We start from the raw sequence: 25496 nt of genomic DNA, 5'->3' as shown, positions 1-25496 counted from the left end.
TGAAAGTTCAAACATAATTTGACAAAAGTAATTAGACAGAACAAATCGACGTAAACAGTGCCAAAAGAATTTCCTGAAGCCGAGGTCTTTGAGACAAAAAAGGTTGAATTGAAAAGTCCTGTGATATTTGCAGGGTTTGTTGGAGCAGGTCTTGTTGGCCCTGTTGCAATCAATCATATTATTCAAAAATTAGAAATGGAAGAAATTGGAGTAATGAGATCAAAATACCTTCCACCATCAACTGTGTTTATGAGAGGAAGATTACGTCATCCATTTAGATTCTATGCAAACAAAAAAGGAACAATTTGTGCAATAATTTGTGAAATCACATTAAGAATGGAAGGACTGTATTCGTTGGTATCGTCGATTTTAGATTGGGCAGCAGAAAAAGGATCAAAAGAGATTGTAATTTTAGATGGAGTTGCAGGAGTCGAACATGATAATAAAGCATATTGTGCGGCAGAAGAAGATTTGGTCAGAACCATGGCAGACAAAGATATCAGTATGATTCCGCAAGGATTCATCACAGGAATCCCAGGTGGGATTCTAAACGAATGTCTAGTAAGAGAAATTCAAGGGATAACACTTTTGGCAAAAGCAAATAAAATTGCGCCTGATTCGGCGGCAGCATCTACATTAATTGAAGCATTAAACAGATTTTACGATATGAATATTGATACAAAAGACCTACAAGAAGAAAAAGATAGAATACATTCAGAATTTAGTGAGTTATCACAAAAATACGTAGAACATAGAGAAGAGACATCTGGCATGTACATGTGATCGAATGATAGGCAAATTCTTTTATTCATATCCAAAGGGCAACAAATCATGGTTCTAACCTATAAAAAAGCAGGTGTAGACATTTCTAAAATTAAACAAAGTCAATTGGCAATTGGAAAACTAATTTCATCTACTCACAAGCTGCAGAAAAAAGCAAAGATAGCACATGGTTTTGGGCATTATGCGGGAATTGTGGAAATCCCAGGTGGAAAACTTTTAGCCACACACACAGACGGTGTCGGAACCAAAGTGGTAATTGCAAACATGATGAAAAAATACAACACAATAGGAATTGATTGTATTGCGATGAATGTGAATGACATAATATGTATCGGTGCAACACCAATATCATTTGTGGATTATATTGCTGCAAACAAAAATGATGTAATGATTTTCAAAAAAATTGTAGAGGGATTAGTGAAAGGTGCAAAGAAATCTGCAATGCCAATTGTAGGAGGAGAGACAGCAATTATGCCAGATGTTATTGAAGGGAAAGGATTTGCATTTGATTTGGCTGGAATGGTCGTGGGATTAGTAGAGAAAAAAGAGATGGTTCTTGGAAACAAAATAAAATCAGGAGACGTTATAATTGGTGCAAACAGTACAGGGATTCATTCAAACGGATATTCACTTGCAAGAAAAGCATTGTTAAAAAAATATTCAGTCAAAGATAAAATAAAAGGAGTTGGAACCATAGGAGATGTATTGCTAAAACCAACAGAGATCTATACAAAACCAGTTTTAGAAATGGTACAAAAATGTAAAATCAATGGTTTGGCACACATCACAGGGGGTTCATTTACCAAATTATTACGCCTTAAAAAAATAGGCTATGAAATAGACAGTTTACCAAAAATCCCACCAATCATGAGACTCATAGAAGAACAAGGGGTAAAATCAGAAGAGATGTACAAGACGTTTAACATGGGAGTAGGATTTTGTGTAATCGCACCAAAAGAGCAAGCCACAAGAATCAAATCAATATTCAAAAAATACAAGATAACAAGCCAAGAGATTGGAAGAATAATTTCTAAAAAAGGTGTGTTTGTAAACTCTACAAAAATTGCATGAGCACAAATTAATTCTAAAACAGCACACCTAGATACAAAAGTGATTTTCATATAATAAACACAAATACTACAAAAAAAATCTCAACACAATGCAACATTTGAATAAATTGCCATGGGCAATACTTGGCACATCTCTAGTTTTGACAGGAATCATATGGATAGGATTTTTGTATTCAGAATCAAACATACAGAACATAAAATTTGATTCAGAGGTTCAATTTATGACAGATTCTGTTTCAGACAGATTATCACAATATGAGCAAGTATTGGTTGGTGCCAAAGGACTTTTTGCTGCATCAGAAAAAGTTGAATATGACGAATGGTCAGATTATGTCCAAATACAAAATATCAATGAAAGATATCCAGGAATTCAGGGTATCGGATACATACACCACATCACTAATGATGAACGTGATGAATTGATTAATGAAATGAAGAATTATGGAGTAACAGATTTTACAGTACATCCTGACGGAATCAGAGACGAATATTATCCCATAATATTCCTAGAACCACAAGACATCAGAAACAAAGAAGCAATGGGATATGATATCTATTTTCAAGAAACAAGAGCAGAGGCAGTAAATACAGTCAAGGAAACAGGAGAGACAACAGTAACTGGAAAAATTATTCTAGTACAAGAAATCGATGACGATATTCAAAATGGATTTTTAATGTTAGTTCCAGTTTATACTAATGGTCAACCACAAACATCAGATAATTTGGAAGGGATGGTATATGCAGTATTTAGAATGAATGATTTTGTTGAAGGTATTTTTGGTTTAGAATCATTTGAATACATACACATGGAAATTTATGACAATATAATATCAGAAGATAGTTTGTTTTTTGATTCCTATGATGTGGTCCCACATGATGTACATGATGATGTTTTTTTAAAAAAGTGACACTTGCAGAAAACAACAGAGATTGGATTTTTGTATATGAAGGCATGCAGCCTCCACATGAAGGAATAGAACAATTGGCGTTATTTCTCATACCCATCATAGGAGTCGCTATGAGTTTTCTGTTGTTTTATGTAATCAGATTATTTGCAAATTTCACAGCAAAACAAGAGCAGATTGACAAACTAAAAGAAATAGAAAAACAGAAAACAGAATTTTTATCCACAATAGCTCACGAACTCAAGACCCCATTAACACCAATTACAGGATGGGCTGAAGCATTGACAAATCCAAAGATTGTAGGAGAAATTACAGAAAAACAGAAAAAAGCAGTAAATGCGATTTATTCAAATGCAGTAAAATTAAACAAATTGATTGGAGACTTGTTAGATGTTCAAAAATTAGAGATAGACAGAATGGAAATGAACAACACTCCATTTGATGTTAAAGAATTAATTGAAACAATATGTCAAAATTTTGAACACGAATTTAATAAAAAAAATGTGAAATTACAAAACAATTGTAATCAACGTATTGTGATTAATGGGGATGCACACAGATTAGAACAAGTGTTCAACAATATGATCAACAATGCATTAGACTTTATTCCAAATGATACAGGCATTGTAGAACTAGATGCAGAGCAAACAGGAGAATTTGTTATGTTTTCAGTAAAAGATAACGGAGTGGGAATATCAAAAGAAAACCAAAAAAACCTATTCAAGAAATTCTATCAAATAGATTCCTCAAACATTAGAAAACATGGAGGTACAGGATTAGGATTATCCATTTGTGAAGGAATAATAAAAAAGATGGGCGGTCAAATTTGGTGTGAAAGCGAACTAGGAAAAGGAACAATTTTTTACTTCACAGTTCCAAAAGATGCAGGAGATAAGACATCTTGAAAATTCTAGTAATTGACGACACTGAAGACATATTGGATTTGATCTCAGTACATCTAACAGCTGCAGGTCATGAAGTCATCACAGCAAATAATGGCCATAAAGGGATAGAAATGATAAAGACAGGCACATTTGATGTAGTGCTTTTAGATATTGCAATGCCAGAATTTAGTGGATTAAACGTAATAGATGCTTTGGAAAAAGAAGGTCTGATCAACACGACAAAGGTTTTGATCATAACAGCATCTGAAATGTCAAGTACAAAATTAACTAATTTAATGCAACGCGGAGTAAAAGCATGGATGAGAAAACCAATTAATTTTGATATTTTATTAGACAGACTGAAAAACATATAGAAATTATGATGTTTTTTGAAATTGCTTAATTTTACAATAGCAAAATAATTTTCGACCCGGTATCGCCTTATATTACACATTTCTTCAGAAATATTAGGGAAGATGGCAGCTGAAGCACATTTTATTGAAACAATCATAGGAGTTGGAATACTGCTTTTTGCAGCCAAATTAATGGCAGAACTTTTTTTGAGACTAAAACTTCCAATTGTGTTAGGCGAATTATTAGCAGGTATGATCGTAGGCCCATTTGCTTTAGGCCAATTTTTTATCCTAGACGGAAGACAATTGTTACACATCAACGATGAGATAAAAATTCTAGGCGAAATGGGAGCAATTGTAATTTTATTTATGGCAGGATTGGAAATGACACCTAAAGAGTTTCTCAAAGGAGGTAAAGCATCATTTACAGTAGGAACGTTAGGTGTGGTAGTTCCATTTTTTGCAGGACTTGTAATTTTTCAAATGTTTGGGTTTGAGGCATTAGAATCAATGTTAATTGCGACGGCACTTACAGCTACAAGTATTGCAATTTCCATTCAAGTGCTTAGTGAATTCGGAAAACTAAAAGCTCCAGAAGCTAGGTTGATCATCGGAGCGGCAGTAGTAGATGATATTTTAGCAATTGCAGTATTATCAGTTGTAATATCAATTACAGGCTCAGATGCTGGAATTGAGAGCATAGACATTACAGAAGTAACAATAACAATTTTGCAAGTGTTAGGGTTCTTTGCAATTATGCTCATAGTAGCAGTTGTTATAATACCAAAAATCATCACCCCAAGATTATGGAAAGCGAAGGGAAGTGTGGAAGGAATTGCAACAGCATCATTCTTTGGAGCAGCAGCACTTGCAGGCTCTATTGGGTTATCACCAATTGTAGGAGCATTTGCAGTAGGCATGGCATTATCTACAACAAAGGTGTTTGAAAAAGTAGAAAATTATATTGGAAAGATAGGATTGATTTTTGCACCATTATTCTTTGCAATAATAGGAGCCCAAGTAGATCTTCGTGCAGTGGATTTGAATATTTTGATGTTGAGTGGTGTGATCATAGCAGTTGCAATAGTAACAAAGTTGTTCGGATGTGGATTACCAGCAATGTTATTCTTGAAAAGTAAAGCTCAAGGAATGCGAGTAGGAATTGGAATGATTTCAAGAGGAGAGGTAGGATTGATTGTTGCAGGAGTAGGGGTAACTGCAGGAGTTTTGACATCAGAGGTATACTCTACAATTGTAATTATGGTTGCAGTAACTACAATAATTACACCAATATGGTTGAAGATGGAATACAGGAAAGAGCAAAAAAGTGGAAACAGTGAATCAGAACAAGGAATAGAACAAAAACCTGAATAATTCTAGCAAGTCTTAAATCCTACAAAAATTTTTGGTAGTCAACACATGTCAGTAGATGCAAACAGTCAATCATTCAAAGAAGATATGATTGCAGAGATCAAAAGAATTCAAGAAGAACTAAATGAATTAAAAAACATCAAAAAAAGAATCACAAAAAAATCCATGAAGAGAAAATATCAAAAACAAAAAGAAACACTAGACGACGATAGCCTCAAAATTTGCCAAATTATTTAACGAATTTATGTCCAATTTAATGTGAGTATCCATGAGTAAGTTAGATTCAATATTTTCTAAGGCATGCAGCGAAATCACTCAAAATTTGCTAATAATTGACGATCCCAATAAAAAACAAGTCAAAGAAGAAATCAAGAAAATATGTGCCAAATATTCACTAGAAAGAATCCCACGAAATCACGAGATACTTTCAATGGCAAAAGAATCAGAATTTAACAAACTCAGAAAAATTTTACTTAAAAAACCTGCAAAAACTGCATCGGGTGTTGCAGTAGTAGCATTAATGCCAAAACCATATGCATGTCCACATGGAAGATGCACATATTGTCCTGGAGGAATGGAATTTAATTCTCCAAACAGCTATACAGGAAATGAACCATCTACACTAAACGCAATAGAAAACGAATATGACCCGAAATTACAAATCACAACAAAAATTGATAAATTAATTGCGTTTGGTCATGACCCATCAAAAATGGAAATCGTAATTGTTGGAGGAACATTTCTTTTCATGCCAAAAGACTATCAAGAAAATTTTATCAAATCATGTTATGATGCATTAAATGGAATAGATTCAAAAAATTTGCAAGAAGCAAAATCAAACAACGAACACGCATCAATAAGAAATGTGGGATTTACAATTGAAACAAAACCAGATTTTTGTAAGAAAGAACATGTTGACTGGATGTTAAATTATGGGATAACAAGAATAGAGATCGGAGTTCAATCCCTACAAGAAAGAGTTTACGACATAGTTAACAGAGGACATAATTATAACGACGTAACAGAATCATTTCAAATTTCAAAAGATGCAGGGTACAAAATTGTTGCACATATGATGCCAGGATTACCAACAGTTACCCCAAAAGAAGATATTGAAGATTTTAAGAAATTGTTTTCAGACCCGCAGTTACGTCCAGACATGCTAAAAATTTACCCATCACTAGTCATTGAAAACACTCCGATGTACAAAGAATACAAAGATGGAAAATATGTGCCATATTCAGACGAAGATATGATCAACGTTCTAACAGAAGTTAAGAAAAATGTTCCAAAATGGATCAGAATCATGAGGGTTCAAAGAGAAATTTCTCCCAATGAGATTATTGCAGGACCAAAATCAGGTAATCTAAGACAGATTGTACATCAAAATTTAGCAAAACAGGGAATAAAATGCAAATGTATCAGGTGTAGAGAGGCAGGATTAAACAAAAAATCAGAACCAAAAGACATCAAATTAAACAGAATTGATTATGACTCTTCAGGTGGCAAAGAAGTATTCTTATCTTATGAAGACAAAAATGAATCAATTTATGGATTTTTGAGATTAAGAAAACCAAGTAAAGAAGCACACAGAGACGAAGTTGGGACAGACTCTTGTATTGTCAGAGAACTTCATGTATATGGCAAATCACTAAAGATTGGTGAAAAAGAAAAAAGTGAGATACAGCACTCAGGTCTAGGAAAAAACCTAATGAAAGAAGCAGAAAAAATTTCAAAAGAAGAATTTGATGTAAAGAAATTACTTGTAATTAGCGCAGTTGGCACAAGAGAGTATTATCAAAAATTAGGGTATTCGTTATATGGGCCATACATGTCCAAAACATTGAACTAGTGAGAAGATATGTCAGAGCAAGAAATTATTGGAAAGGGAACTTGGATTGACAAACTAGCTTCAGAATTACTTGAACGTGAAAAATCACTTGGAAGGAATTTGGATCTTCTCAAAGTAGAAAGTGGATTAGGGGCATCAGGAATTCCACACATTGGAAGTTTAGGAGATGCAGTTAGAGCATATGGAGTCAAATTAGCATTAGAGAATTTAGGTTATAAATCAGAGTTGATTGCTTATTCAGATGATCTTGACGGGTTACGAAAAATTCCAGAAGGAATGCAGGAATTCGGTTTAGAAGAACATTTAGCAAAACCAGTATCACTTATTCCAGATCCATACGGATGTCATGATTCGTACGGCATGCATATGAGCAGTATCCTTTTAGACGGACTAGAGAAAGTCGGGATAAAATATGAATTTAGAAGAGCAATTGACACATACAAACAAGGAGTACTAAAAGACAACATCCACACCATTTTACAAAACAGCACAAAAATTGGTGAAAAAATTTCAGAACTAGTAGGACAAGAAAAATATCAAAAATACTTGCCATATTTTCCAGTATGTGCAAACTGTAATCGCCTCTATACTGCAGAAGCAACAGAATACATCATAGATGAAAAAAAAGTCAAGTACAGATGTCATGACGCAGAAATAGGCTCAAAAATGATCAAAGGCTGTGGCCACGAAGGAGAAGCAGACATTGCAAAAGACCTTGGGAAATTAGCATGGAAAGTGGAATTTGCTGCAAGATGGGCAGCATTTGATATTAGATTTGAAGCATATGGAAAAGACATCATGGATTCGGTTAAAGTAAATGATTGGGTAGCTGATGAAATTTTAGATTTCCCACATCCTCATCACGTGAAATATGAAATGTTCCTAGACAAAGGAGGAAAAAAGATTTCAAAATCATTAGGAAACGTATTGACTGCACAAAGATGGTTAGAATTTGGAAGCCCAAAATCAATTTTGTTATTACTTTACAAGAGAATTACAGGAGCTCGAGAATTAGGATTAGAAGACATACCATCATTAATGAATGAATACAATGAACTAGAAGACATAAACTTTGGAAGAGTCAAAATAGACAACAAAGCAAAACTTGTAAAATCAAAAGGACTTTACGAATATGTTAATCTTCTAAATCCACCAAAACAAGCAAGTACACATGTAAATTACAGACTGTTAATTGAATTAGCAAAAATATTCAAAGAAAACAGAAATGAAAGAGTGATGAAAAAATTACTTGATTATGGAGTAATAAAAAATCCTGAACCAGAAATCGAGAAACTCATTGAACTTGCAGGAAACTATTCAGATGAATTTGATGAGCAAGAAAAAACTCAAATTGATTTAGATGAAACTGCAAAAAAAGCATTAAAAATTCTAGCAGATACACTTGGAGCAGATGAAGAACCTGAAGATATTCAAAATACAATTTATCAAATTGCAAAAGCAAATGATGTCCAACCAAAAGATTTCTTTAAAATATTGTATCAGATTATCCTAGGAACATCCAGAGGACCCAAAATTGGACCTTTCATTTCAGATATAGGAAGAAAGCAAGTAGCAAAGAAACTATCAGAGTACACATAGAAAATGGTTCATTCTGAGCACAACAAATCAAAAAACAGTGGAGGATTTGCTTTGATCATTTTAGGTGCATTATTGTTAATTATAGGCCCACAAGAAGCAATAGTTCCAAAAAGTTTGAGCATAGTAACATGGATAGCAGGTCTAGCAATTGGCGGACTGGGATTTTACCTCAAATTTTTGAGACATAGAACAAAACAACAATAAAGAAAGATTCATCTTTTAGAGAAAACGTGGAGATATGAAATGAAATTTTTTAGTAAAAAAGAGGATACGGTATCAGAAAACAGTGACGAGTATGTTCTAAAAGAAGAATTAGAGGCAGAGGTAGAAAATCTACAAAAAGAATTTAGAACAAAACAAGAAGAATTAGACAATATTCAAAAAAAAGTAGAATCAGTCAAAGAGGAATACGAAACATCAGTAAGTAGTTTGATGTTAGTAAAAAAAGAACTCAATCAGAAAAAAATGGAATTAGACATAGTTATTCGTGAACACAAAGAAATTAAGGAAAAGATAAAAAAATCAGAGGAAATTAAAGATTCAAAATCATTTAAAGAGTTTGGAAAAACACAAGAGAATCTATCAAAGATAAAACAAGAGTTAGAAAAAATTACAAAAGAATATGAAGAAACTAAAGTGAAAATTGCAACAGAACAATCAACATTATTGCAAATTAGAAAACAGCAAATCGATGCAGAAAAAGAACTAGACGAAGCAAATTCACGGTTGTACAATGCAAAAGAAGAACTTGATAAAAAAGATCAATTTCAAGATACCAGTATCCTTACGCCAAAAGAAAAAGAATTCATTCAAGGTAATAACAAAAGTTCAGCAGGAATAATCGAAGCAGCAAGTGCTGTTGTAGGCTCATTAAAATCAAAACTTAGCATGACACAAAAGGAATTAGAGGCAATTCAGTCACTTTTAGAAAAAGAAAGAGAAGAACACGAAGAAACAAAAAAAGAGTTAGAGAAGCTCAAATCAGAAAAACAAGAATCATAAATTATCAAAATGTTTTTTCCATTTTGATTTAATTTCTTCTTCACCTATTCCTAGATCATATAAAGGAGATGTGACCTCTGAGACATTAACAACATCAACGAGTATGATTGAGTCAATTGGACTCTTGATACCATTATTGCGATAATATTTTAAAATATCATCGTAAGGAGGAACATCTTTTATAATTTTGGCCACACCCTTAAACAAAAACCCTTTTCGTAATAACGGATCAATTACATTTATTTCCACATTCGGATTGGTTTTCAAATTTTTCACAGTATCAGGGGACCTAATATCTGCAAATGCCAATTGATGTTTGGACCATCCGATTATGGTGCCTTTGGGCGAAAGATTTGGTGTGCCATCAGAAGAAACTGTTGCAACATAACCTAACTTTTGTAAATCTAAAAAATTCTTAATTTCCTCAGTAATTCCAGGCAATAATTCTAGAAATTATTACAACGTAATTAATTTTTGATAATTATCGCATAAATTCAGCAGCTTCTATAGAAAAGAAGAAGAATCCTATTCCCCCACCGATAATTCCAATCCAAATGGCAATTTGTTTAATCCTAGACATATGAAACAAATTATTCAATCTCATTATTGAATCTAATCAAATCGCTCAGACAATTATAATTAGAATGAAAGCAATTAACCATCATTGGCAAGCATAAAAGATGTGGGGAGATTTTTTGTATTCATTGTTGGAGGATTGGTAGCTATTATTGTAGGCTCATTTATGATCAGAGGAACCATGCACATGTGGGACAACCCAGATGATGCAAAAGATAAGAAAAAGGACTAAAAACAAGTATTCTAAACAATGTACAATTGCTTCAAAATTCTACAATAAGAAAATCACTTGACCAATACATAAAAAATAGAATTTTAGAAATAGATACAGAAATAAAACAAACATTTCCAAATATTAAAAAAATTTGGAAGTGTGAAAATGAAATAGACTTTCTGTATGGATATTATGTTGGAAAAATTGAAGAAGGTGCATTACATTATTTACTTAAAGCAACCAGAGCATCAGCGGGAGGATATGTCGATTCATTTGAGATAAGAGGAATTATTGAAGAACACAAAAATGAAATGTACAATACAATAAAATCTGCCATAAAACAGTGAACTAGAAATACTACATCACATATTCAAAATCATGGTAGGTCCACGAGACGGAGGTTTTGGATTTGATCAATCAAAGAAGTATACCAATGTTGATAATATTGATGAGATTTGTGTACAATGTCAAGCAGGACAACATAGAAATTGTTTGAAAAAAGCAAAGAAACAAGATGTTTGTGAATGCGAACATTGTATGATTTATGGATAAATCAACCAAAAATCAGGAAATTTTTTAATAATATTATTTTCAAGGATTAGTCTTGCCAAATGAATATAATTTCCAATGCAAATTTTGTGGGAAAGATTTCGGCAACAGTGTAATTAATCTTGCCACCCATATTGGCAAAGAGCATGATGAACCAAAAAAGTAATTCTAGAATGGAGAACTAAAATGAAATGTGGTAATGATAAGATTGGATGCTACCATGATAATTCAATCCACATGGATGGAAATGGAAAGTGTTTGGTTAAAGGTTGTAAATGTGAAAAATGCAAATTCTAGATACCAGATAATTTGTTTTCAAGTTCTGTAATTTCTTTTTGATAAGAATCTGAAACACTTTTTGCAAATTCTTTGTGTGCTGTAATTATTGCAGTTAATGCATCCTTGTATTCTGGATGTCCATTCTTTAGAACATCACAAGATTCCAAAGATGTTACATGTCCAGTAACTGTAGCCATTGCATTTTTTTGATTAAACTTTACAATTCCACCAAATGCCTCAATTAACATGTATGCAGAATCTGCTTTGCACTTGTAAGTTACGCGACCTGTATCAGTATTGAATAATTGTGTTATTCCTCCAGGTTTTCTAGTAACAGTTACTGTCATGAAGGAATAGCAAATAATGCAGTATTAATTATTTTAGAAAAAATTTAGGCTGCAGGTGAAGACGAATCACCAGATTCAGAAGCTAAAAATTTGTCAACTTCATTAATTCCTAGTTTATCTCTACCAAGAAGATCAAACTTTTGCAAGATTGTTTCAAATTTTGTCTCTTCTTGAACTTGTTCGTTTACAAACCATTCCAAAAAGGCATAGGTACAGTGATCTTTTTCTTTATGTGCAAGTTCAACTATATTGTGAATTGCTTTTGTAACAGCTTGTTCATTTTTCAGTGCAGTTTTGACTACTTCTTCAAGTGATTTGTATGAACTTTTTGGTTCCTTAACTGCAGGAATGGTTGCGATTGCTCCAATGTCATTTAAGTAATGGATTATTTTTAGCATGTGAGTTTTTTCTTCATCTGATTGAGCATAGAAGAATGTTGCACCACCTTGATACCCAGTAACCTCACACCAAGAAGCCATTGCCAGATAGCTATTAGATGCTACAGATTCCAGAGCAATCTGATCATTTAGTGCTTTCTTCATTTTAGGAGAAATTTTCATTGTTTTCAGTAACCATTGTTTCTTACTAAATTTAAAGGATCATGAGTAAAAATTCATTATCAAGAACACTATTGCAAAGCCACTTAGGAAAATTATTCCTGCAAAGCTGAGAATCTTCAGCAATGCAGATGGCTGAGAAGATTTGTCCAGAAATTTACCAGTAACTAGCCGGAAATTAAATACTGCAATTATAGGCGCAATCACAAATGAGAGTACAGTGGCAAAATCAACTAGTTCTTTGAGATTATTTTCAAATTGAAATATTACAATAAGAGAACCGGTAGAAATTACAAGTAAGAATACAACGTACAAAGTTCGAAATTTTGAACGTATTTTTTCTTCTTTTTTTGTAAAAATTAATTCTATGGTTCGTTGTAAAGAGCGAGAGTAGCCATCAAATACAGCAATTATTGTTCCAAACATTACAGTAAATGCAGATGCCGCAATAATGACATAACTCCAATCCCCTATTGTTTGAGTATACAACGAGACAATTTCATTTGCAAATAGAGCGTTATTGTTTGGCAATTCATCATCTGAACCATAAAAAATGAATGCACCTAGTACGACAAACATTATTGCAAGAATGCCCGTAATCAGATATGCCAATCTGAATTCAAAGAGTGTTTCATTTAGTTTTGGTTTATAATTTGTCTGTTTTATTCTCTCCAAGGTCCACAAACTATTCCAGCTAGAAAGATCAACTGCAGTCGGCATCCATCCCATCAGGGCCAGCAAGAAAAAAATTCCAGACACATCCCAAAGATCTTTTGGCTCAAATCCTGCTATAGGATCTACAGGACCATTATACAAGGTGAGTAAAAATGCCGAGACAGTAGATACGAGTAAAACTATTGCAATAATCTTAATCAAGCTATCAAGAATACGGTATTTCCCAATTGCAAGTATTACAACACATACAACAAACAAAATAATTATTGTCCATTCCCCTAGAAAGTCAAGTCCAAATAAATTCTCAAAAAAACCGGCAGTGACAAACCCTACTGCACCGGTAACAAAAAACATAGAAGCAACCGTAATTAGAAAATACAACCACAGTGCAGGAGTTCCAAGTTTCTTGTATCCATCAACAATACTAGTTTGAGTTGAATTTGCATATCGAGAACCATATTCAAAGAAAGGGTATTTCAGCAAAGTAACTACAATAACAAAACCCAAAATCATCAAACCGTAATCTGCACCAGCCCTAGTTGATTGGACAAGGTGAGACACACCAATTGCAGTACAAGCAAATAAAATTCCAGGCCCAGCGGTTTTTGTGAAATGATTTAAATTCAGTGACACACAATACTAAAAAAGACAATGTTATTTGGAGTCTTTGCCGTTCATAGTCCGGAATCATGTCCATTGAACAATCAAACCAGCAAAGAGATGTTTGTTCAAATTCAAGAAAAAATTGAAGCAAAAATGGAGGAATTCAAAATATCCAAACTGATTGGATTTTACATGTCCGTGTTAGAACATGAATGGATAATTGTAGTAGATGCAGATAACTCACACGATATTGAAAGACTCTGTATAGAAGTAGGAATCTCATCAGTAAGTACAATCAAGATAGTTCCTTTGAATTATTATTCAGACGCAATTAAAAAAATGAAATCAATGTAAATTAGCCAATTTTAGACATACCAAAAATCATTATTTTTGATACAAAAAACAGTCTTGCGTATGATCATTTACCATGCCTATTGCCTGCATCAAAGCATAGCATATTGTAGGACCTACAAAACTAAATCCATGTTTTTTGAGATCTTTGCTTAGTTTTTCAGAGATTTCAGTAGATGCAGGAAGTTCAGACAAGTTTTTGAATTTATTTTTGATAGGCTTGTAATCTACAAAATCCCAAAGATATCGGTCAAAAGAGCCAAACTCTTCTTGAATCTTGAGAAACTGTTTTGCATTGTTTATTGCAGAGTTAATTTTGAGTTTGTTTCGAATTATGGATTCATCTTTAAGTAATTTTGATACATTTTTTTGAGAATATTTTGAAACTTTAAGAACATCAAAATTAGAAAATGCCTTTTTGTAGCCATCTCTACGTTTGAGGATAGTTTCCCATGAGAGTCCAGCTTGTGCACCTTCCAATATCAGAAACTCAAATAGTTTTCGATCATTGTGTTGAGGCCTACCCCATTCTTTATCATGATAAGTGATGTTTGGCTCTTTAGTTGCCCACCCACACCTCTTCATAAGTACTCTAGACTCCAACAAAATATTAGTTATCAGATTTTAAAAAAAATATGAAGTCAAATCAACAACTACTAAGAATTAACAGGAATTTTCTGATTTGTTTTGTAGTTTCAGCATTATTTTCTGCAGCATTTGCGCAAATGTTATCAGATTATGATAATTATCTCAATACAACATTCACAATCATTTTTGGGTATGTTGTTTATTTTGTAATCTTTTCAGGACTGTTTTATTTGGACAATAAAGACCGTTTTAAATCAATGAGAAAAGAGATGATCAGGAGAGAATTATTTACTCTGATTTCTTCTTTTGGGGTTGGAGAGATAGTCTATCTTGTAATAAGATGGCCAACTTTCTATTATTTTCTAGAAATTGGAATAGAGCCTTTTGCAGCATCACTGATTTCAGAAATAATTGCCACTTGCTGTTACATGGCATCAGTTACTTTGTTTCTTAGAAAGACAAAAACATACTAGTTACTTTGCCAGTTGTTTTACCAAATCAGTGGAGGTAATAATTCCAGTAATTTTGCCATTATTAGATACGGCGAGTTTTCTTATTTTTTTGCTGGCCATCATTTCGGCAGCTGCAGTGATTGGCTCATCATGATTTATTGTAATCAGTGGGGAAGACATTATTTTCCCTACAGCAGTGTCTAATGAGAGGTTATTTGCAGCAACCTTTGTGGCATAATCTCTATCAGTAACAATACCCACAAGATCATCACCATCTTTTACAATAACAGCACCAATTCTTCCTTGTTCCATCATTTTTGCTACTTGTATTGCAGTAGTGTCAGGATTAACAGTAATCAAAGTACGAGTCATGATATCTTGTACCTTGATTGAATTATTGAAATTTTCTTGATTCATTGTTGTCGTAGAATATCATAATATTTAAGATATTCATACCGGAAAATTGTTTTTTAAAAAATTTCAATTACAGTACTGCATATAAAAAATACAAGAGAGGGTAAAAATTTTGAACTTAGAATAAGTTTACAGAAGACAAAAATCAATCATCATGATTCATCATCTTCGTCATCGTCTTCGTCATCGTCTTCATCATCTTCGTCATCGTCTTCATCATCTTCGTCATCGTCTTCATCATCTAGATCTTCGGCAGATTTTCCAAGGAATTTCATTCTGGATTCTGAAGCCAAATCTTTGGCATCTTCAGCTAATTCTTCAGCTTCAGCAAAATCATCAGAAGCAAAATGATCTTGTGCCAATGCCAAAAGTTCTTTTGCATCAGATAGTTTTTCTAGTGAAACAGAAACATCCTTTCCGTCTGCCTGAGCTTCGTTAATCTTATTCTCTGCTCTCATGATGGCTTGAGATGCCTCTCGAATTTCTTTTGCAGCATCTTCTGCGTCATCCGAACCTGCTAAAGAGGTTCTTAATTCATCACGTTCTTGTTCTCGTTGTTCTTTGAGCAATTCTCTTTCTTCTTTGTCTTTTTCTCTTAATTCGTCACGTTCTCTTTTTTCTTGTTCATGAAGTTGTTTTTTCTCTTCTCGTAGTTGTTCAGACATCTTCTGTTTTAATTCTCTTAGTTGTTCCCTTTCTTCAGCAGTGTCAGGTAATGATTCAATATCAGATATGGCAGCATTTCGTTGTGCAGAATTAACTAATAATCCCTTTGATTCTTTTATGAATACCTTCATACTTTCTCTAAATTCTTTGAAAGCTTCTTGGTATGTTTCTCGAAGTTCTTTGTAAGTGGCTCTAATTTCTTCCAAATTAGATCTGCATTCATCTCTAACTGATTTTCTTTCAGAGGGTTCAGCATTTCTCATATCTTCTCTGCATTGTGCAATTACTTCTTTGGTCTCTTCTTTTTGTTGCTTGAATAATTCTCTTGACTCATGAACAAATTTTGAAACTGCTTGACCCAAGTTAGATGTTACAACATCAGTTGTAGAGTTTGTACTGGTTACATCAGTATCTGTTTCAGATTCTTCAGTAGTTATTGAGATTGATTCTTCTAACTCAATAGTAATATTTTCGCCATCAGTACTATTGGTCTGAGCAAATGAAAGGGGGCTGGAAACCAATCCCAAAACAAGTATCGAAATAACAAAAATATTCAAAGAAAATCTCATGACAAGATTTTACAGTTATAATATATAGCAATTACGAAGGATTTCAAAGTATTTATTCCAGATTCATGAAATATAGAAAATTCAAGCATCAGAATTATTCTGAAGAATCGGACATTTTTTTGGTGTGACTTGGATCATTTTTTATTGCATCATGTAATCTTTTTTCAAGATCTTTGATATGTGTTTCAGCACATGATTGGGAGCAAAATCGTTCTTTATTCCCATCAAAATTTTTACCACAAATCATACAAACTGGCAACATGTTTCCCCCACATTTTTGGGAAAATTCACACATATGATAAAAAACTTGGGAGAAAATCCCAAATGTGGAAAAAATCATCAGATACTTTGTTTTTTAATTACACCATTTGCAAATGTCAAATCCCAAAGTAGTTGCATTCTCCAGAGTATCAGGTGTAAAATATTGTCTGTTCTTATTTTCAATATTGTAAATACTACATTCTTTTTTTTTACTATGCAAGATGATGAACTATTTTCAGATTAATATCTCCCAAATAACCGACCATTTCATCCGTCCTCAAAAATTTTGTGACAGAGTAAGCATTCACGTTTATTCATTAATTCAGGCATTCTTGCAGATATAGAATGATTGCAATTCTCTTGATTTGTTTTGAGATGTAGTAAACTTTGATTCATGAAAGAACAGATTGAGACTAGAATATAATCAAGATATTTTTTGATAAAAATCTAAAACAAGCAAACTAGTTGATTTTATTCAGAATACTATCAACTGATTACTACCTTAATAGCATGAAAACAGTATAATGCATCAAGTGAATTCGTGATAAGACAGCTGCCTTATACTCTCATGCGATGCAGGTCTGCCTTCATTAGAATTCACTTAAAAAAGACAAATAAAGTGAATTTTTATTTATTTTAAAAACAAAACTAATGCAGATACCGCAGCCATAATTCCAATGAAGATCAGGACATTTCGTAATGAACTGTTATGTACTAGGTAACTCATCATGTTGAATATACTATTTTCTGAAAAATAAATCTAATTTTTAAAAACCTAAAATCTTTTTAATTTAATTGGAATTTTCTTACAAATGTTCATTTTTGAGACATGTTACTTTATTGGCAATAATCTCTTACAATATACATATTGAACATTTATGATACAAAATCAATAACATGTAGAGATTGTGGCAAAGTTATTGGAGAAGTCGATTATGATGCAGAAATCATTCTTCCAAGATGTGGTCAGTGTTCAAACCCCACACCCGACATAAAAGATAAAATTCCATACCTGATTTATCATTAGACATAAAATTATGTATTCAGGTATACTTTTGTGAGGATTTGGACAAAATAGGCCAAAAAAATATCAGAAAGGGTTAAGAATTTAATTTCAGTAAAATTTGAGTTAAATCAGATCCAATTCGTTTTACTTTCTGTTCTTGTTTCTGGTCTTTCAACATATTGTTGGAGTCAAAGGCTTCATGAGCTTGAGATATTGTTGTTTGGTTTGGCATTACCAATACTCCCATGTTTTCAAGAATAGCGCGAACATGAACCAATCCCCTTAACCCACCTAGTTTTCCAGGAGAGGCGCTCATCAATCCTGCGACTTTGTCTTTGTAACCTATCAAAGGTTCCTCATCTTCACCCTGTCTCGATGTCCAATCTATCATGTTTTTTAAAACTCCCGAAATAGAACTATTGTACTCAGGAGATGCAATTAAAAATCCGTGATGAGATGACAATAATTCTTTTAATTTACATGCATTAGATGGAATCCCTTCATTTTCCTCCAAATCTGCATCAAAAAGAGGCATCAAATAGTCTCGGAGATCAATTATAGTTACATCTGCACCAGATTCAATTGCTCCTTGAGCAGATATTTTGACCAATTTTTTGTTAAAAGAACCGGTACGTGTACTACCTGCAAATGCAAGTATTTTTGGCTTCATGTTCTTTATTTCCAGAGATTACTCTTATCTTTTTTCTTTAGATACATAGTAAATTACATTCAGAATTTTTTTGAAACCCTATAAACAACACTACAATCCCAAGGAAAGTATTACAATTAAGATAGCAGTAGAGACATAGAATCCATAAAACGTCTTTTTATGACGGGGCATAGTTACACTTGATTTTTCTTTTAATGGGAAATTCAAAGTATCACCCTCTTTATAAAAGTGCAAGAACGCTGTGAAAAAAATTCACAGATGGTTTCTTGTCTAGGGAAATGTCGTTCTTGCATGAAATACATACAACATTCACGATGATAAGCTAGAGTAAGCTAAGTAGCTTACCGCATTCTATCTGTAACTAGTTCTAAATAGAATTATGAAAACACCACAAATCTCAAACTGGGATAGAATGGTTCAAGCACCCTTCAAAAAGGTCGTAAAATATGACCTCATCTGCATGGGTATAGGTGTAGTAATTGGAATGGGTGCTGGAGCATATCTTGTTGCTAGTGGTTTGCTAGGCTAGCAGCAAAATTCCTTTTTTAATATTATTAGGGAATTCACTAATGAAAATAACCGGACCCGACCGGATTCGAACCGGCGACCTAACGCTCCGCAAGCGTTCGCACTATCCAAGCTATGCAACGAGTCCGAAAACTTTGGTAAATTTACACTTAATTTGGATTGCTATTACTGAGATTCTGCAAAAATATACGGAGTTTCATCGGTTTCATGAAATGTCCAAACAGTAGGTAAAGAAATTGTTTCTAGTTTTCGGAATTTGTTTTTTTCAATAAGGGTTCCCCAACCAGCCTCATTTTTAGGATCAGGAGCATATTTTTGAGAATGTGTACCTGCAAAAACCCAAGCAGATTTTTTCATCAAGTCATGAGAAGCAATATGGTCAATCACACCTGTTGCTAAAGCATTTCCTCCCATTTGGGCAAGGCCTCCAATGAAAAATACAGGAGCAGTCAAATTCAAAGATTGGTAATCAAAAGTTATTGCATTAGAACAAAATGGATGAAAGTCAAGAGTTGTAACAAGTGTCTTTTGAAGTTCTATTAACTGATCATCAAGTTCTATGCTATATGCTTCCATATCCAAAACTTTGGAGCAAAAAGCAATTCTTCCATCACCAGATCCAATATCAATCACTTCAGAATATCCAAGTTTTTTTGCCATCAAGGTTGCAACATAGGCTGACAATATCCAAGTAGGTGAGAAAGGCGCATTGCTAGAACCATGTTGAATACTGTTCAGCCAATATTTGTTGATGTCACCTTCATAAACAACACATTTTGTATTACCAATTGTTTGTTCATATGAATTGTAATAGATAGGATTCTTTTTTGCAAACTGATGCAGTAGTTCTAAATCTTGTTGAGATATCTGAAACAAATCAGAAGTTGAAATTGGAATTACTTCTTGCATCTGACTTTTTCCATCATATGTTTTTGCAAATTCTTTTTTTAGAGAAACAAGATTTTTTGCTAATTGTTCAATCATGACAATCCTTTATCATATTGTTCAACGAATTCTTTTGTACTCATCTTTTTTCGTAATTCTTCAAATAATTTAGATTCAGTTTCAATTTGATCCTTAGTTTTTTCTCCAGAACTTGATTGTAGTGTCTTTGTAGTTTCTTGAATAGAGTTTGAAAGTTTGTCTAGGATTTTTGGATGAATTCCAGTATTAAATTTCTCCGAAATGAGCTGTTCAGTCTTATCAACTTGGTCTAACAAAACTTTGTGGTTTTCAGAATCTAGTTGTTGTTTTAGCATAGAAATCATTGAAGAAACATTCATGACTTGATAATAAGTCTCCACAATTTCATTAATTTCTGCATCATCAGATACATTTGAAATTAGATGCTCAAGTTTTTGAGATTCAGTATTAAGCATTGACGAAATTTCATCAGAACTCATACAGGGAAAATAATTTCAAATTTTTAAAAATGTTGGGATTATGCTTCTTGTTCTGCTTGTTTGACAAAGACATAATTCATTATCAAACCAGCAATAATACCACCTAGAATTGGAGCTGCCCAATACAACCAATGGAATTCCCAGAATCCAGAAATTAGTGCAGGACCAAATGTTCTTGCAGGGTTTACTGATGCACCAGTCAATGGAACGGCAATCAGGTGAATCAAAAAGACCATACCACCAATGGTAAATCCATGCCATCCAGGAGATGCTTTCTTGTGAACAGCACTCATGAAGATAACAGTAACTAAGAAGAATGTCAAGATGGCCTCAATTGCAAAACCTGAACCAATACTGTTATTGATTAAATCGCTTGGTCCACCTTGAGTTGCAAAGTTTACTTTAGCTCCAAGTTCTGGCAAGATTGCTTTGAGTGTTGCAGCAGCTGCTACAGCACCAATTAATTGTGAAATAATATAACCAATTCCATCTGCAATTCCAATCTTTCTTGTAATCATCATAGGAATCGTAACTGCTGGGTTAATGTGAGCACCAGACACATGACCAAATGCATAGATCATCAAAGCGATTGCACCACCGTGTCCAAGAGAAATGAATAGTACAGACATCGTTGTCAATTCCTCGCCAAATGATGCAATTGCCAAAATTACTGAAAGAGGACCGAAAAATACCAATCCATATGTAGAGATTGCTTCAGCAAGGTACGCTCTTGGATTAACCATTAAGCAAAAGCCCCGCCAATTTCCATATAAAAGATTCGGACTAAAAGTGATCAGTTAAGATCAAAAAGTAATTAATTACAGGTTCATTTGTTTGAAAACATATGATTTCAGAGGGGGATTCTGTTCCAAAGTTTGAGATAAATGATGCCAATGGAAATAAGGTAAAATCTTCAGATTTTAAAGGCAAAAAACATGCCATCTACTTTTATCCAAAAGACTTCACCCCAGGATGCACTACAGAAGCAGACGAATTCTCAAAAGACTATAAAAAATTCCAAAAAGAAGAAATCGAGATTATTGGTATTAGTCCAGATGATGTTGATTCTCATAAAAAATTCTGCGAAAAGATGAAAATCAAGTACCCACTCTTAGCAGACGTAGATAAAAAAGTGTCAAAGATGTTTGGGGTATGGGGCAAGAAGAAATTCATGGGCAGAGAATACATGGGAGTCATGAGAAGTACCTTTCTCGTTGATGAAAAAGGAAAAATTTTCAAAATATATCCAAAAGTAAAACCAGCAGGTCATTCAAAACAAGTGTTTGATGATTTTAAAAATTTAGAATAAAATAAAGTAAAAAGGTGAAAGGTCAGAAACCTTTTGGAAGTGTACCTTTTGATTTTGCAGGTTCAGGTTTTGGTTCAGGTTTTGGTTCAAAACCTTTTGGTAAGCTGCCACGTGTTTGTTTAGCTCTTGATTCCACTTCTGCTTGAAGTGCTTCTTGATAAGCTTGTTCACGTTCTGCTTTTTCTTGTTCAATTCGTTGCAAGTAATCTTTTTCGTACTCTTCTAGCTGTTCTTGTCTTGATTTTCCATCCCCACTACTTGTAGTAGTTTGAGGTGCATCAGCCGTTCCTTTTGGAAGTGTACCAGAAGGCTTTGGAGGTTCTGGAGGTGGAGGAAGTTTCAGCAGGTTTTGTCTCAGCTGGTTTAGTTTCAGCAGGTTTTGTCTCAGCTGGTTTTGATAGTTGAGACGAAAGTGAATTTAGTTTTGCTTCTAATTCGGCAATCTTGTCTTCAAGATCTTTTTTAGTTTGCTTTTTAGCAGCTGCCATTAATCAGGATGAATAATCCGGGGTTTATGAGCATTTGGGTTATTACCATACACAAATTTGATCAAGTTTTATAAGCACAAATTACTAACTGATCTCATGGATGACTTTGAGAAAGAATTTCCAGAATTTGACTGGAAAAATACTCCTGCATACAAACATCCAGGAGGCAAAGACTGTCCATGCCCAAAACACGAATACATCAGAGAACAGATCAATTTTACAAAGCAAGTGAACGAAAAGGGCAAAGAACCAGCCAAAGTCACTCTCAAGTTTTGCCCAGATCACTACAGAGTATACATGGATGAGGTGATCCCTGCAATGCCATTAAAATACAAAATTCTAACAAAGATTGCATTAAAACTTGGAGCAATACAAGTAGAGCAGCTAAAATACATGGAATCAGAATTGTGCTTTTACTGTAAATTTGGCTCTGGTGGACACGATAAAAAAACAGAACTTCCACCAATGTAGAGAAAGTGTTTTCAAGTACGAATTCAAATACAAATCTAGTTAAGCTTATACTTGAACCGTATTCAGAATTAATGTGCCAATAGAAGACATCCACGAGTTCATTTCAGAGCTTGAAAAAAATGGAGAATTGAAGAGAGTACAAACAGAAGTTGATTCGAATTTAGAGATTGCAGAAATTATGAGAAGAGAGATGTATTCAGATGGACCTGCGATTCTTTTTGAAAACGTAAAAGATTACGATATGCCCGTTTTGGGAAATGCGTTTGGTTCTATGAAAAGATTAGAGATTGGACTTGAAATGACAGATTTTACTGAAATTGGTAAACGTATTGCCGACATGACAAAGATGGATGTTCCATCAGGATTGTTAAACAAAATAAAAAAACTTCCAGAACTCTCAAAGATGACTGCATCATTTCCAAAATCAGAAGTTAGTGGGCCAGTAACAGAGATCACATCAACTGATGCATCGTTTGACGATTTACCGATTCTAAAATCTTGGCCAAATGATGCAGGGCAATTTATCACGTTAGGGATGGTAGCTACAAAACATCCAGAAACAGGAGTTAGAAATTTAGGAGTTTACAGAATGCAAATAGTTGATAAAACACATGCATTAATGCATTGGCAAAAACACAAGAGAGGTGCACATCATGGAGACATCTCAAAAGACAGAGGAGAGAAAATCCCAACTGCAATAATTATTGGAGGCGAGCCTGCAACAGTATTTTCATCAATTGCACCAGTTCCAGAAGGACTAGACAAATACTTGTTTGCAGGAATTACAAGAAAAGAAGGAATCAAAACTGTGAAATGTAAAACAATTGATTTGGATGTTCCAGCAAATGCTGAAATTGTTTTAGAAGGATATGTTGATCCATCAGACATTAGAGATGAAGGTCCATTTGGAGATCATACAGGATACTATACTCCAGTAGAACCATATCCAACATTTACACTGACAGGAATAATGAGAAGAAAAGATCCAGTATACGTTACAACGGTGGTCGGAAAACCAATCTTGGAAGATGCATATATTGGAAAAGTTATTGAGCGTTCATTTTTGCCGCTAATTCAGATGTTTCATCCAGAGGTAGTTGACTTTAGCATGCCAGCAGCTGGATGGTTCCAAGGATTTGCAATAATTTCAATCAAAAAGAGGTATCCAGGTCAAGCAAAAAAAGTGATGATGGGTTTATGGGGAATGGGACAGCTATCATTAACAAAGATGTTTGTTGTGGTAGATGAAGACATCAACGTTCACGATATCAACGATGTGATTTGGGCAATTACAACTAGAGCAGATGCAGCAAGAGACACCACAATAATCAACAATGCTCCAACAGATACATTAGATCCAGCTTCACCACTTGTCAACTTGGGTTCAAAGATGGGAATTGATGCCACACAAAAAACAAAGGAAGAAGGATACAATAGAGAAATCCAGCAACAAGTAAAAGTTGATGATGAAACAAAAAATCTAGTAGATTCTAAATGGTCTGATTATGGGTTATAATACTGAGACAGGGTTATAGAAATTATCTCTCTCTTCTACAGAGTAACCAATTTGATGAATTGCGTCAATAATTATTTTATCTGTAAGTTCGGTTGAGCGCGCTCCAGTACAAGAAACTACTTCTTCTCCAATCAAGGTTCCGCCAAAGTCATCTGCGCCATACTGCAAAGCAAGTTGTGCCATGCCAATACCATTTGTCAGCCATGAGGATTGAATATGTGGAATAAGACCATCAAAAATCAATCTAGATATAGCAATCATCTTTAAGAGTTGAATTCCGCCTGTCCCATATTCTACAAGTCCTTCTTTATGCATCAGAGTATTATTTGGTTCAAAGTTCCATGGAATAAATGCCATGAATCCTTTGGTTTTTTCTTGTAGTTTTACAAGTTTGAAAAAGTGTTCAACAACATCATTTTTGTTTTCCACATGTCCATACATCATTGTTGCAGAAGAAGGAATTCCAAGAGAATGAGCTTCATCCATGATTCTAATCCAATCATCACTAGAAATTTTCTTTGGACTGATGATTTCTTTGACAGAGTCAGTTAAGATCTCAGCTCCTGCCCCCGGCATAGATTGTAGACCTGCGTCTTTGAGTCTGGATAAAACTTCCTTAGTTGATGATTTTTCAACTCTTGCAATCATGTCGATTTCAGATGTGGATAGTCCATGAACCCCAACTTTGGGAAATTTTTCTCTGATCATTCTAAATGCATCTTCATAATATTCAATTTTCAGATTTGGGTTATGTCCTCCTTGAATTAACACTTGACGAATCTTAAACATGTCCCATGCAGTTTTAACTCGAGATTCAATTTGATCCAATGTTAGTGTGTAAGAATCATCAGCCCCAGGTGATCTGTAGAATGCACAAAACTTACAATCAGTAATACAGACGTTAGTATAATTCAAAATTATGTTATTTACAAAAGATGCTTTTTTTCCAAATTGTTTTCTTGTTAAATGACCAGACACAAGCCCCATCAGATGAACATCATCAGATTCCAATAATCTCATACAATCTTCAGGATTAGGTCTTTTTCCATTTAGAGAATTTTCCAAAATGTCTTTAATGTCGCTTTTTTGTAGTTGCTCAGTTGTCTGACTCAATTGTCTTTGATCCTTTGGAATTTCTATTTAATCCTTGATAGAAAAAACAATTGAGGGTTTGTGCTCAAATCT

General features: G+C 33.9%; 36 protein-coding genes and 1 tRNA gene. 21 read left to right on the top strand and 16 right to left on the bottom strand.

Features of this window, described 5'->3' with window-relative positions; translation table 11 throughout:
* Window positions 1-57: 57 nt before the first annotated feature.
* The 11 genes from NKOR_RS03015 (at window position 58) to NKOR_RS02965 (ending at window position 9819) form a co-directional block, all read left to right on the top strand.
* Window positions 58-783, top strand: a complete 726-nt coding sequence (locus tag NKOR_RS03015) for a proteasome assembly chaperone family protein (RefSeq protein WP_014962891.1) — start codon at window positions 58-60, stop codon at window positions 781-783.
* Window positions 784-831: 48 nt separating this feature from the next.
* Window positions 832-1854 (top strand): phosphoribosylformylglycinamidine cyclo-ligase, encoded by a 1023-nt coding sequence (gene purM, locus NKOR_RS03010; RefSeq protein ID WP_014962890.1) that lies wholly within the window; start codon window positions 832-834, stop codon window positions 1852-1854.
* An 88-nt stretch (window positions 1855-1942) separates the two neighbouring features.
* Window positions 1943-2761, top strand: coding sequence for a CHASE domain-containing protein (locus NKOR_RS03005; protein WP_014962889.1), 819 nt, complete (start codon window positions 1943-1945; stop codon window positions 2759-2761).
* Entirely contained in the window at window positions 2758-3663 is a 906-nt protein-coding gene (locus NKOR_RS03000) for a sensor histidine kinase (protein ID WP_014962888.1), read from the top strand. The genes NKOR_RS03005 and NKOR_RS03000 overlap by 4 nt, the downstream gene beginning before the upstream one ends.
* Complete coding sequence (locus NKOR_RS02995) at window positions 3660-4016, top strand: response regulator transcription factor (RefSeq protein ID WP_014962887.1); 357 nt, start codon at window positions 3660-3662, stop codon at window positions 4014-4016. Before NKOR_RS03000 ends, NKOR_RS02995 begins: the two co-directional genes overlap by 4 nt.
* A 102-nt stretch (window positions 4017-4118) precedes the next feature.
* On the top strand, window positions 4119-5369 hold the full coding sequence (locus NKOR_RS02990) for a cation:proton antiporter (protein WP_014962886.1): 1251 nt from the start codon (window positions 4119-4121) through the stop codon (window positions 5367-5369).
* 45 nt (window positions 5370-5414) lie between these two features.
* Entirely contained in the window at window positions 5415-5603 is a 189-nt protein-coding gene (locus NKOR_RS02985; protein ID WP_014962885.1) for a hypothetical protein, read from the top strand.
* Between the two features lie 31 nt (window positions 5604-5634).
* Window positions 5635-7218, top strand: a complete 1584-nt coding sequence (locus NKOR_RS02980) for an elongator complex protein 3 (RefSeq protein ID WP_014962884.1) — start codon at window positions 5635-5637, stop codon at window positions 7216-7218.
* Between the two features lie 9 nt (window positions 7219-7227).
* Complete coding sequence (gene lysS / locus NKOR_RS02975; RefSeq protein WP_014962883.1) at window positions 7228-8817, top strand: lysine--tRNA ligase; 1590 nt, start codon at window positions 7228-7230, stop codon at window positions 8815-8817.
* 3 nt (window positions 8818-8820) lie between these two features.
* On the top strand, window positions 8821-9021 hold the full coding sequence (locus NKOR_RS02970; protein WP_014962882.1) for a hypothetical protein: 201 nt from the start codon (window positions 8821-8823) through the stop codon (window positions 9019-9021).
* Between the two features lie 39 nt (window positions 9022-9060).
* Window positions 9061-9819: a hypothetical protein gene (locus tag NKOR_RS02965; RefSeq protein ID WP_014962881.1), complete on the top strand. Its 759-nt coding sequence runs from the start codon at window positions 9061-9063 to the stop codon at window positions 9817-9819.
* Here NKOR_RS02965 and NKOR_RS02960 read toward each other — a convergent pair.
* Entirely contained in the window at window positions 9814-10260 is a 447-nt protein-coding gene (locus NKOR_RS02960) for a pyridoxamine 5'-phosphate oxidase family protein (protein ID WP_014962880.1), read from the bottom strand. The two genes, NKOR_RS02965 and NKOR_RS02960, sit on opposite strands and share 6 nt — an antisense overlap.
* A gap of 223 nt (window positions 10261-10483) precedes the next feature.
* On the opposite strand from NKOR_RS02960, the gene NKOR_RS09925 reads away from it, so the two are divergent.
* Genes NKOR_RS09925 through NKOR_RS09920 form a run of 3 tightly spaced genes read left to right on the top strand, consistent with a single transcriptional unit; the run spans window position 10484 to window position 11161 of the window.
* On the top strand, window positions 10484-10627 hold the full coding sequence (locus tag NKOR_RS09925; RefSeq protein WP_014962879.1) for a hypothetical protein: 144 nt from the start codon (window positions 10484-10486) through the stop codon (window positions 10625-10627).
* 26 nt (window positions 10628-10653) lie between these two features.
* The gene (locus NKOR_RS02955; protein WP_014962878.1) at window positions 10654-10956 is read left to right on the top strand and encodes a hypothetical protein; all 303 of its coding nucleotides are present in this window, start codon (window positions 10654-10656) and stop codon (window positions 10954-10956) included.
* Window positions 10957-10987: 31 nt separating this feature from the next.
* Complete coding sequence (locus NKOR_RS09920) at window positions 10988-11161, top strand: hypothetical protein (protein ID WP_014962877.1); 174 nt, start codon at window positions 10988-10990, stop codon at window positions 11159-11161.
* A 290-nt stretch (window positions 11162-11451) separates the two neighbouring features.
* Here the strand turns inward: NKOR_RS09920 and NKOR_RS02950 are convergent, their stop codons facing one another.
* The 3 genes from NKOR_RS02950 to NKOR_RS02940 are packed head-to-tail and all read right to left on the bottom strand — an operon-like array spanning window position 11452 to window position 13649.
* Complete coding sequence (locus NKOR_RS02950) at window positions 11452-11784, bottom strand: hypothetical protein (RefSeq protein ID WP_014962876.1); 333 nt, start codon at window positions 11782-11784, stop codon at window positions 11452-11454.
* Between the two features lie 44 nt (window positions 11785-11828).
* Complete coding sequence (locus tag NKOR_RS02945) at window positions 11829-12344, bottom strand: ferritin (protein WP_014962875.1); 516 nt, start codon at window positions 12342-12344, stop codon at window positions 11829-11831.
* Between the two features lie 39 nt (window positions 12345-12383).
* On the bottom strand, window positions 12384-13649 hold the full coding sequence (locus tag NKOR_RS02940; RefSeq protein WP_014962874.1) for an NRAMP family divalent metal transporter: 1266 nt from the start codon (window positions 13647-13649) through the stop codon (window positions 12384-12386).
* A 63-nt stretch (window positions 13650-13712) separates the two neighbouring features.
* Here NKOR_RS02940 and NKOR_RS02935 point away from each other — a divergent pair, with 63 nt between their 5' ends.
* Window positions 13713-13973, top strand: coding sequence for a hypothetical protein (locus NKOR_RS02935; RefSeq protein WP_232212259.1), 261 nt, complete (start codon window positions 13713-13715; stop codon window positions 13971-13973).
* A gap of 30 nt (window positions 13974-14003) precedes the next feature.
* Here the strand turns inward: NKOR_RS02935 and NKOR_RS02930 are convergent, their stop codons facing one another.
* Entirely contained in the window at window positions 14004-14555 is a 552-nt protein-coding gene (locus NKOR_RS02930; protein WP_014962872.1) for a DNA-3-methyladenine glycosylase I, read from the bottom strand.
* Window positions 14556-14605: 50 nt separating this feature from the next.
* On the opposite strand from NKOR_RS02930, the gene NKOR_RS02925 reads away from it, so the two are divergent.
* Window positions 14606-15031, top strand: a complete 426-nt coding sequence (locus NKOR_RS02925; RefSeq protein ID WP_014962871.1) for a hypothetical protein — start codon at window positions 14606-14608, stop codon at window positions 15029-15031.
* On the opposite strand, the gene NKOR_RS02920 is transcribed toward NKOR_RS02925, so the two are convergent.
* The 3 genes from NKOR_RS02920 to NKOR_RS02910 all read right to left on the bottom strand — a co-directional run bounded on the left by NKOR_RS02920 (window position 15032) and on the right by NKOR_RS02910 (window position 16921).
* Window positions 15032-15427, bottom strand: coding sequence for a CBS domain-containing protein (locus NKOR_RS02920; RefSeq protein WP_014962870.1), 396 nt, complete (start codon window positions 15425-15427; stop codon window positions 15032-15034).
* A gap of 149 nt (window positions 15428-15576) precedes the next feature.
* Complete coding sequence (locus NKOR_RS02915; protein ID WP_232212258.1) at window positions 15577-16647, bottom strand: coiled-coil domain-containing protein; 1071 nt, start codon at window positions 16645-16647, stop codon at window positions 15577-15579.
* Between the two features lie 106 nt (window positions 16648-16753).
* Window positions 16754-16921 (bottom strand): hypothetical protein, encoded by a 168-nt coding sequence (locus tag NKOR_RS02910; protein WP_232203052.1) that lies wholly within the window; start codon window positions 16919-16921, stop codon window positions 16754-16756.
* A gap of 867 nt (window positions 16922-17788) precedes the next feature.
* Between NKOR_RS02910 and NKOR_RS09915 the strand changes: the two genes are divergently transcribed.
* Window positions 17789-17947: a hypothetical protein gene (locus tag NKOR_RS09915; protein WP_016939712.1), complete on the top strand. Its 159-nt coding sequence runs from the start codon at window positions 17789-17791 to the stop codon at window positions 17945-17947.
* 73 nt (window positions 17948-18020) lie between these two features.
* Here NKOR_RS09915 and NKOR_RS02900 read toward each other — a convergent pair whose 3' ends face one another.
* On the bottom strand, window positions 18021-18596 hold the full coding sequence (locus NKOR_RS02900; RefSeq protein WP_014962866.1) for an NADPH-dependent FMN reductase: 576 nt from the start codon (window positions 18594-18596) through the stop codon (window positions 18021-18023).
* A gap of 379 nt (window positions 18597-18975) precedes the next feature.
* Between NKOR_RS02900 and NKOR_RS09910 the strand changes: the two genes are divergently transcribed.
* Window positions 18976-19125 carry a hypothetical protein gene (locus tag NKOR_RS09910; protein WP_016939711.1) on the top strand — a complete coding sequence of 50 codons (150 nt, stop codon included), beginning with the start codon at window positions 18976-18978 and terminating at the stop codon, window positions 19123-19125.
* A gap of 51 nt (window positions 19126-19176) precedes the next feature.
* Here the strand turns inward: NKOR_RS09910 and NKOR_RS02895 are convergent.
* From NKOR_RS02895 to NKOR_RS02880, 4 genes are all read right to left on the bottom strand, one after another.
* Window positions 19177-19251: transfer RNA gene (locus NKOR_RS02895), tRNA-Arg, on the bottom strand.
* 38 nt (window positions 19252-19289) lie between these two features.
* The gene (locus NKOR_RS02890; protein WP_014962865.1) at window positions 19290-20108 is read right to left on the bottom strand and encodes a hypothetical protein; all 819 of its coding nucleotides are present in this window, start codon (window positions 20106-20108) and stop codon (window positions 19290-19292) included.
* Window positions 20105-20527, bottom strand: a complete 423-nt coding sequence (locus NKOR_RS02885; RefSeq protein ID WP_014962864.1) for a hypothetical protein — start codon at window positions 20525-20527, stop codon at window positions 20105-20107. Before NKOR_RS02885 ends, NKOR_RS02890 begins: the two co-directional genes overlap by 4 nt.
* Window positions 20528-20565: 38 nt before the next feature.
* A complete protein-coding gene (locus tag NKOR_RS02880; protein WP_014962863.1) occupies window positions 20566-21270 on the bottom strand; it encodes an MIP/aquaporin family protein in 705 nt (234 codons plus the stop codon).
* Window positions 21271-21371: 101 nt separating this feature from the next.
* Here NKOR_RS02880 and bcp point away from each other — a divergent pair, with 101 nt between their 5' ends.
* Entirely contained in the window at window positions 21372-21836 is a 465-nt protein-coding gene (gene bcp / locus NKOR_RS02875; protein ID WP_014962862.1) for a thioredoxin-dependent thiol peroxidase, read from the top strand.
* A gap of 22 nt (window positions 21837-21858) precedes the next feature.
* On the opposite strand, the gene NKOR_RS10305 is transcribed toward bcp, so the two are convergent.
* Together NKOR_RS10305 and NKOR_RS10300 are read right to left on the bottom strand one after the other, a co-directional pair.
* Window positions 21859-22038 carry a hypothetical protein gene (locus NKOR_RS10305; protein WP_014962861.1) on the bottom strand — a complete coding sequence of 60 codons (180 nt, stop codon included), beginning with the start codon at window positions 22036-22038 and terminating at the stop codon, window positions 21859-21861.
* Window positions 22039-22114: 76 nt separating this feature from the next.
* Complete coding sequence (locus NKOR_RS10300) at window positions 22115-22324, bottom strand: hypothetical protein (RefSeq protein WP_014962860.1); 210 nt, start codon at window positions 22322-22324, stop codon at window positions 22115-22117.
* Window positions 22325-22420: 96 nt separating this feature from the next.
* Between NKOR_RS10300 and NKOR_RS02865 the strand changes: the two genes are divergently transcribed.
* Both NKOR_RS02865 and NKOR_RS02860 read left to right on the top strand, forming a co-directional pair.
* Entirely contained in the window at window positions 22421-22795 is a 375-nt protein-coding gene (locus NKOR_RS02865; protein ID WP_014962859.1) for a hypothetical protein, read from the top strand.
* 73 nt (window positions 22796-22868) lie between these two features.
* Window positions 22869-24311, top strand: a complete 1443-nt coding sequence (locus NKOR_RS02860) for a menaquinone biosynthesis decarboxylase (RefSeq protein ID WP_014962858.1) — start codon at window positions 22869-22871, stop codon at window positions 24309-24311.
* On the opposite strand, the gene mqnC is transcribed toward NKOR_RS02860, so the two are convergent.
* Window positions 24306-25424, bottom strand: coding sequence for a cyclic dehypoxanthinyl futalosine synthase (mqnC, locus tag NKOR_RS02855; protein ID WP_014962857.1), 1119 nt, complete (start codon window positions 25422-25424; stop codon window positions 24306-24308). The two genes, NKOR_RS02860 and mqnC, sit on opposite strands and share 6 nt — an antisense overlap.
* Window positions 25425-25496 lie beyond the last annotated feature (72 nt).

The organism is Candidatus Nitrosopumilus koreensis AR1 (genome assembly GCF_000299365.1).
Taxonomy (GTDB): Archaea; Thermoproteota; Nitrososphaeria; order Nitrososphaerales; family Nitrosopumilaceae; genus Nitrosopumilus; species Nitrosopumilus koreensis.
The sequence above is the reverse complement of the archived record's forward strand: the minus strand, read 5'-3'. Positions and strand labels throughout refer to the sequence as shown.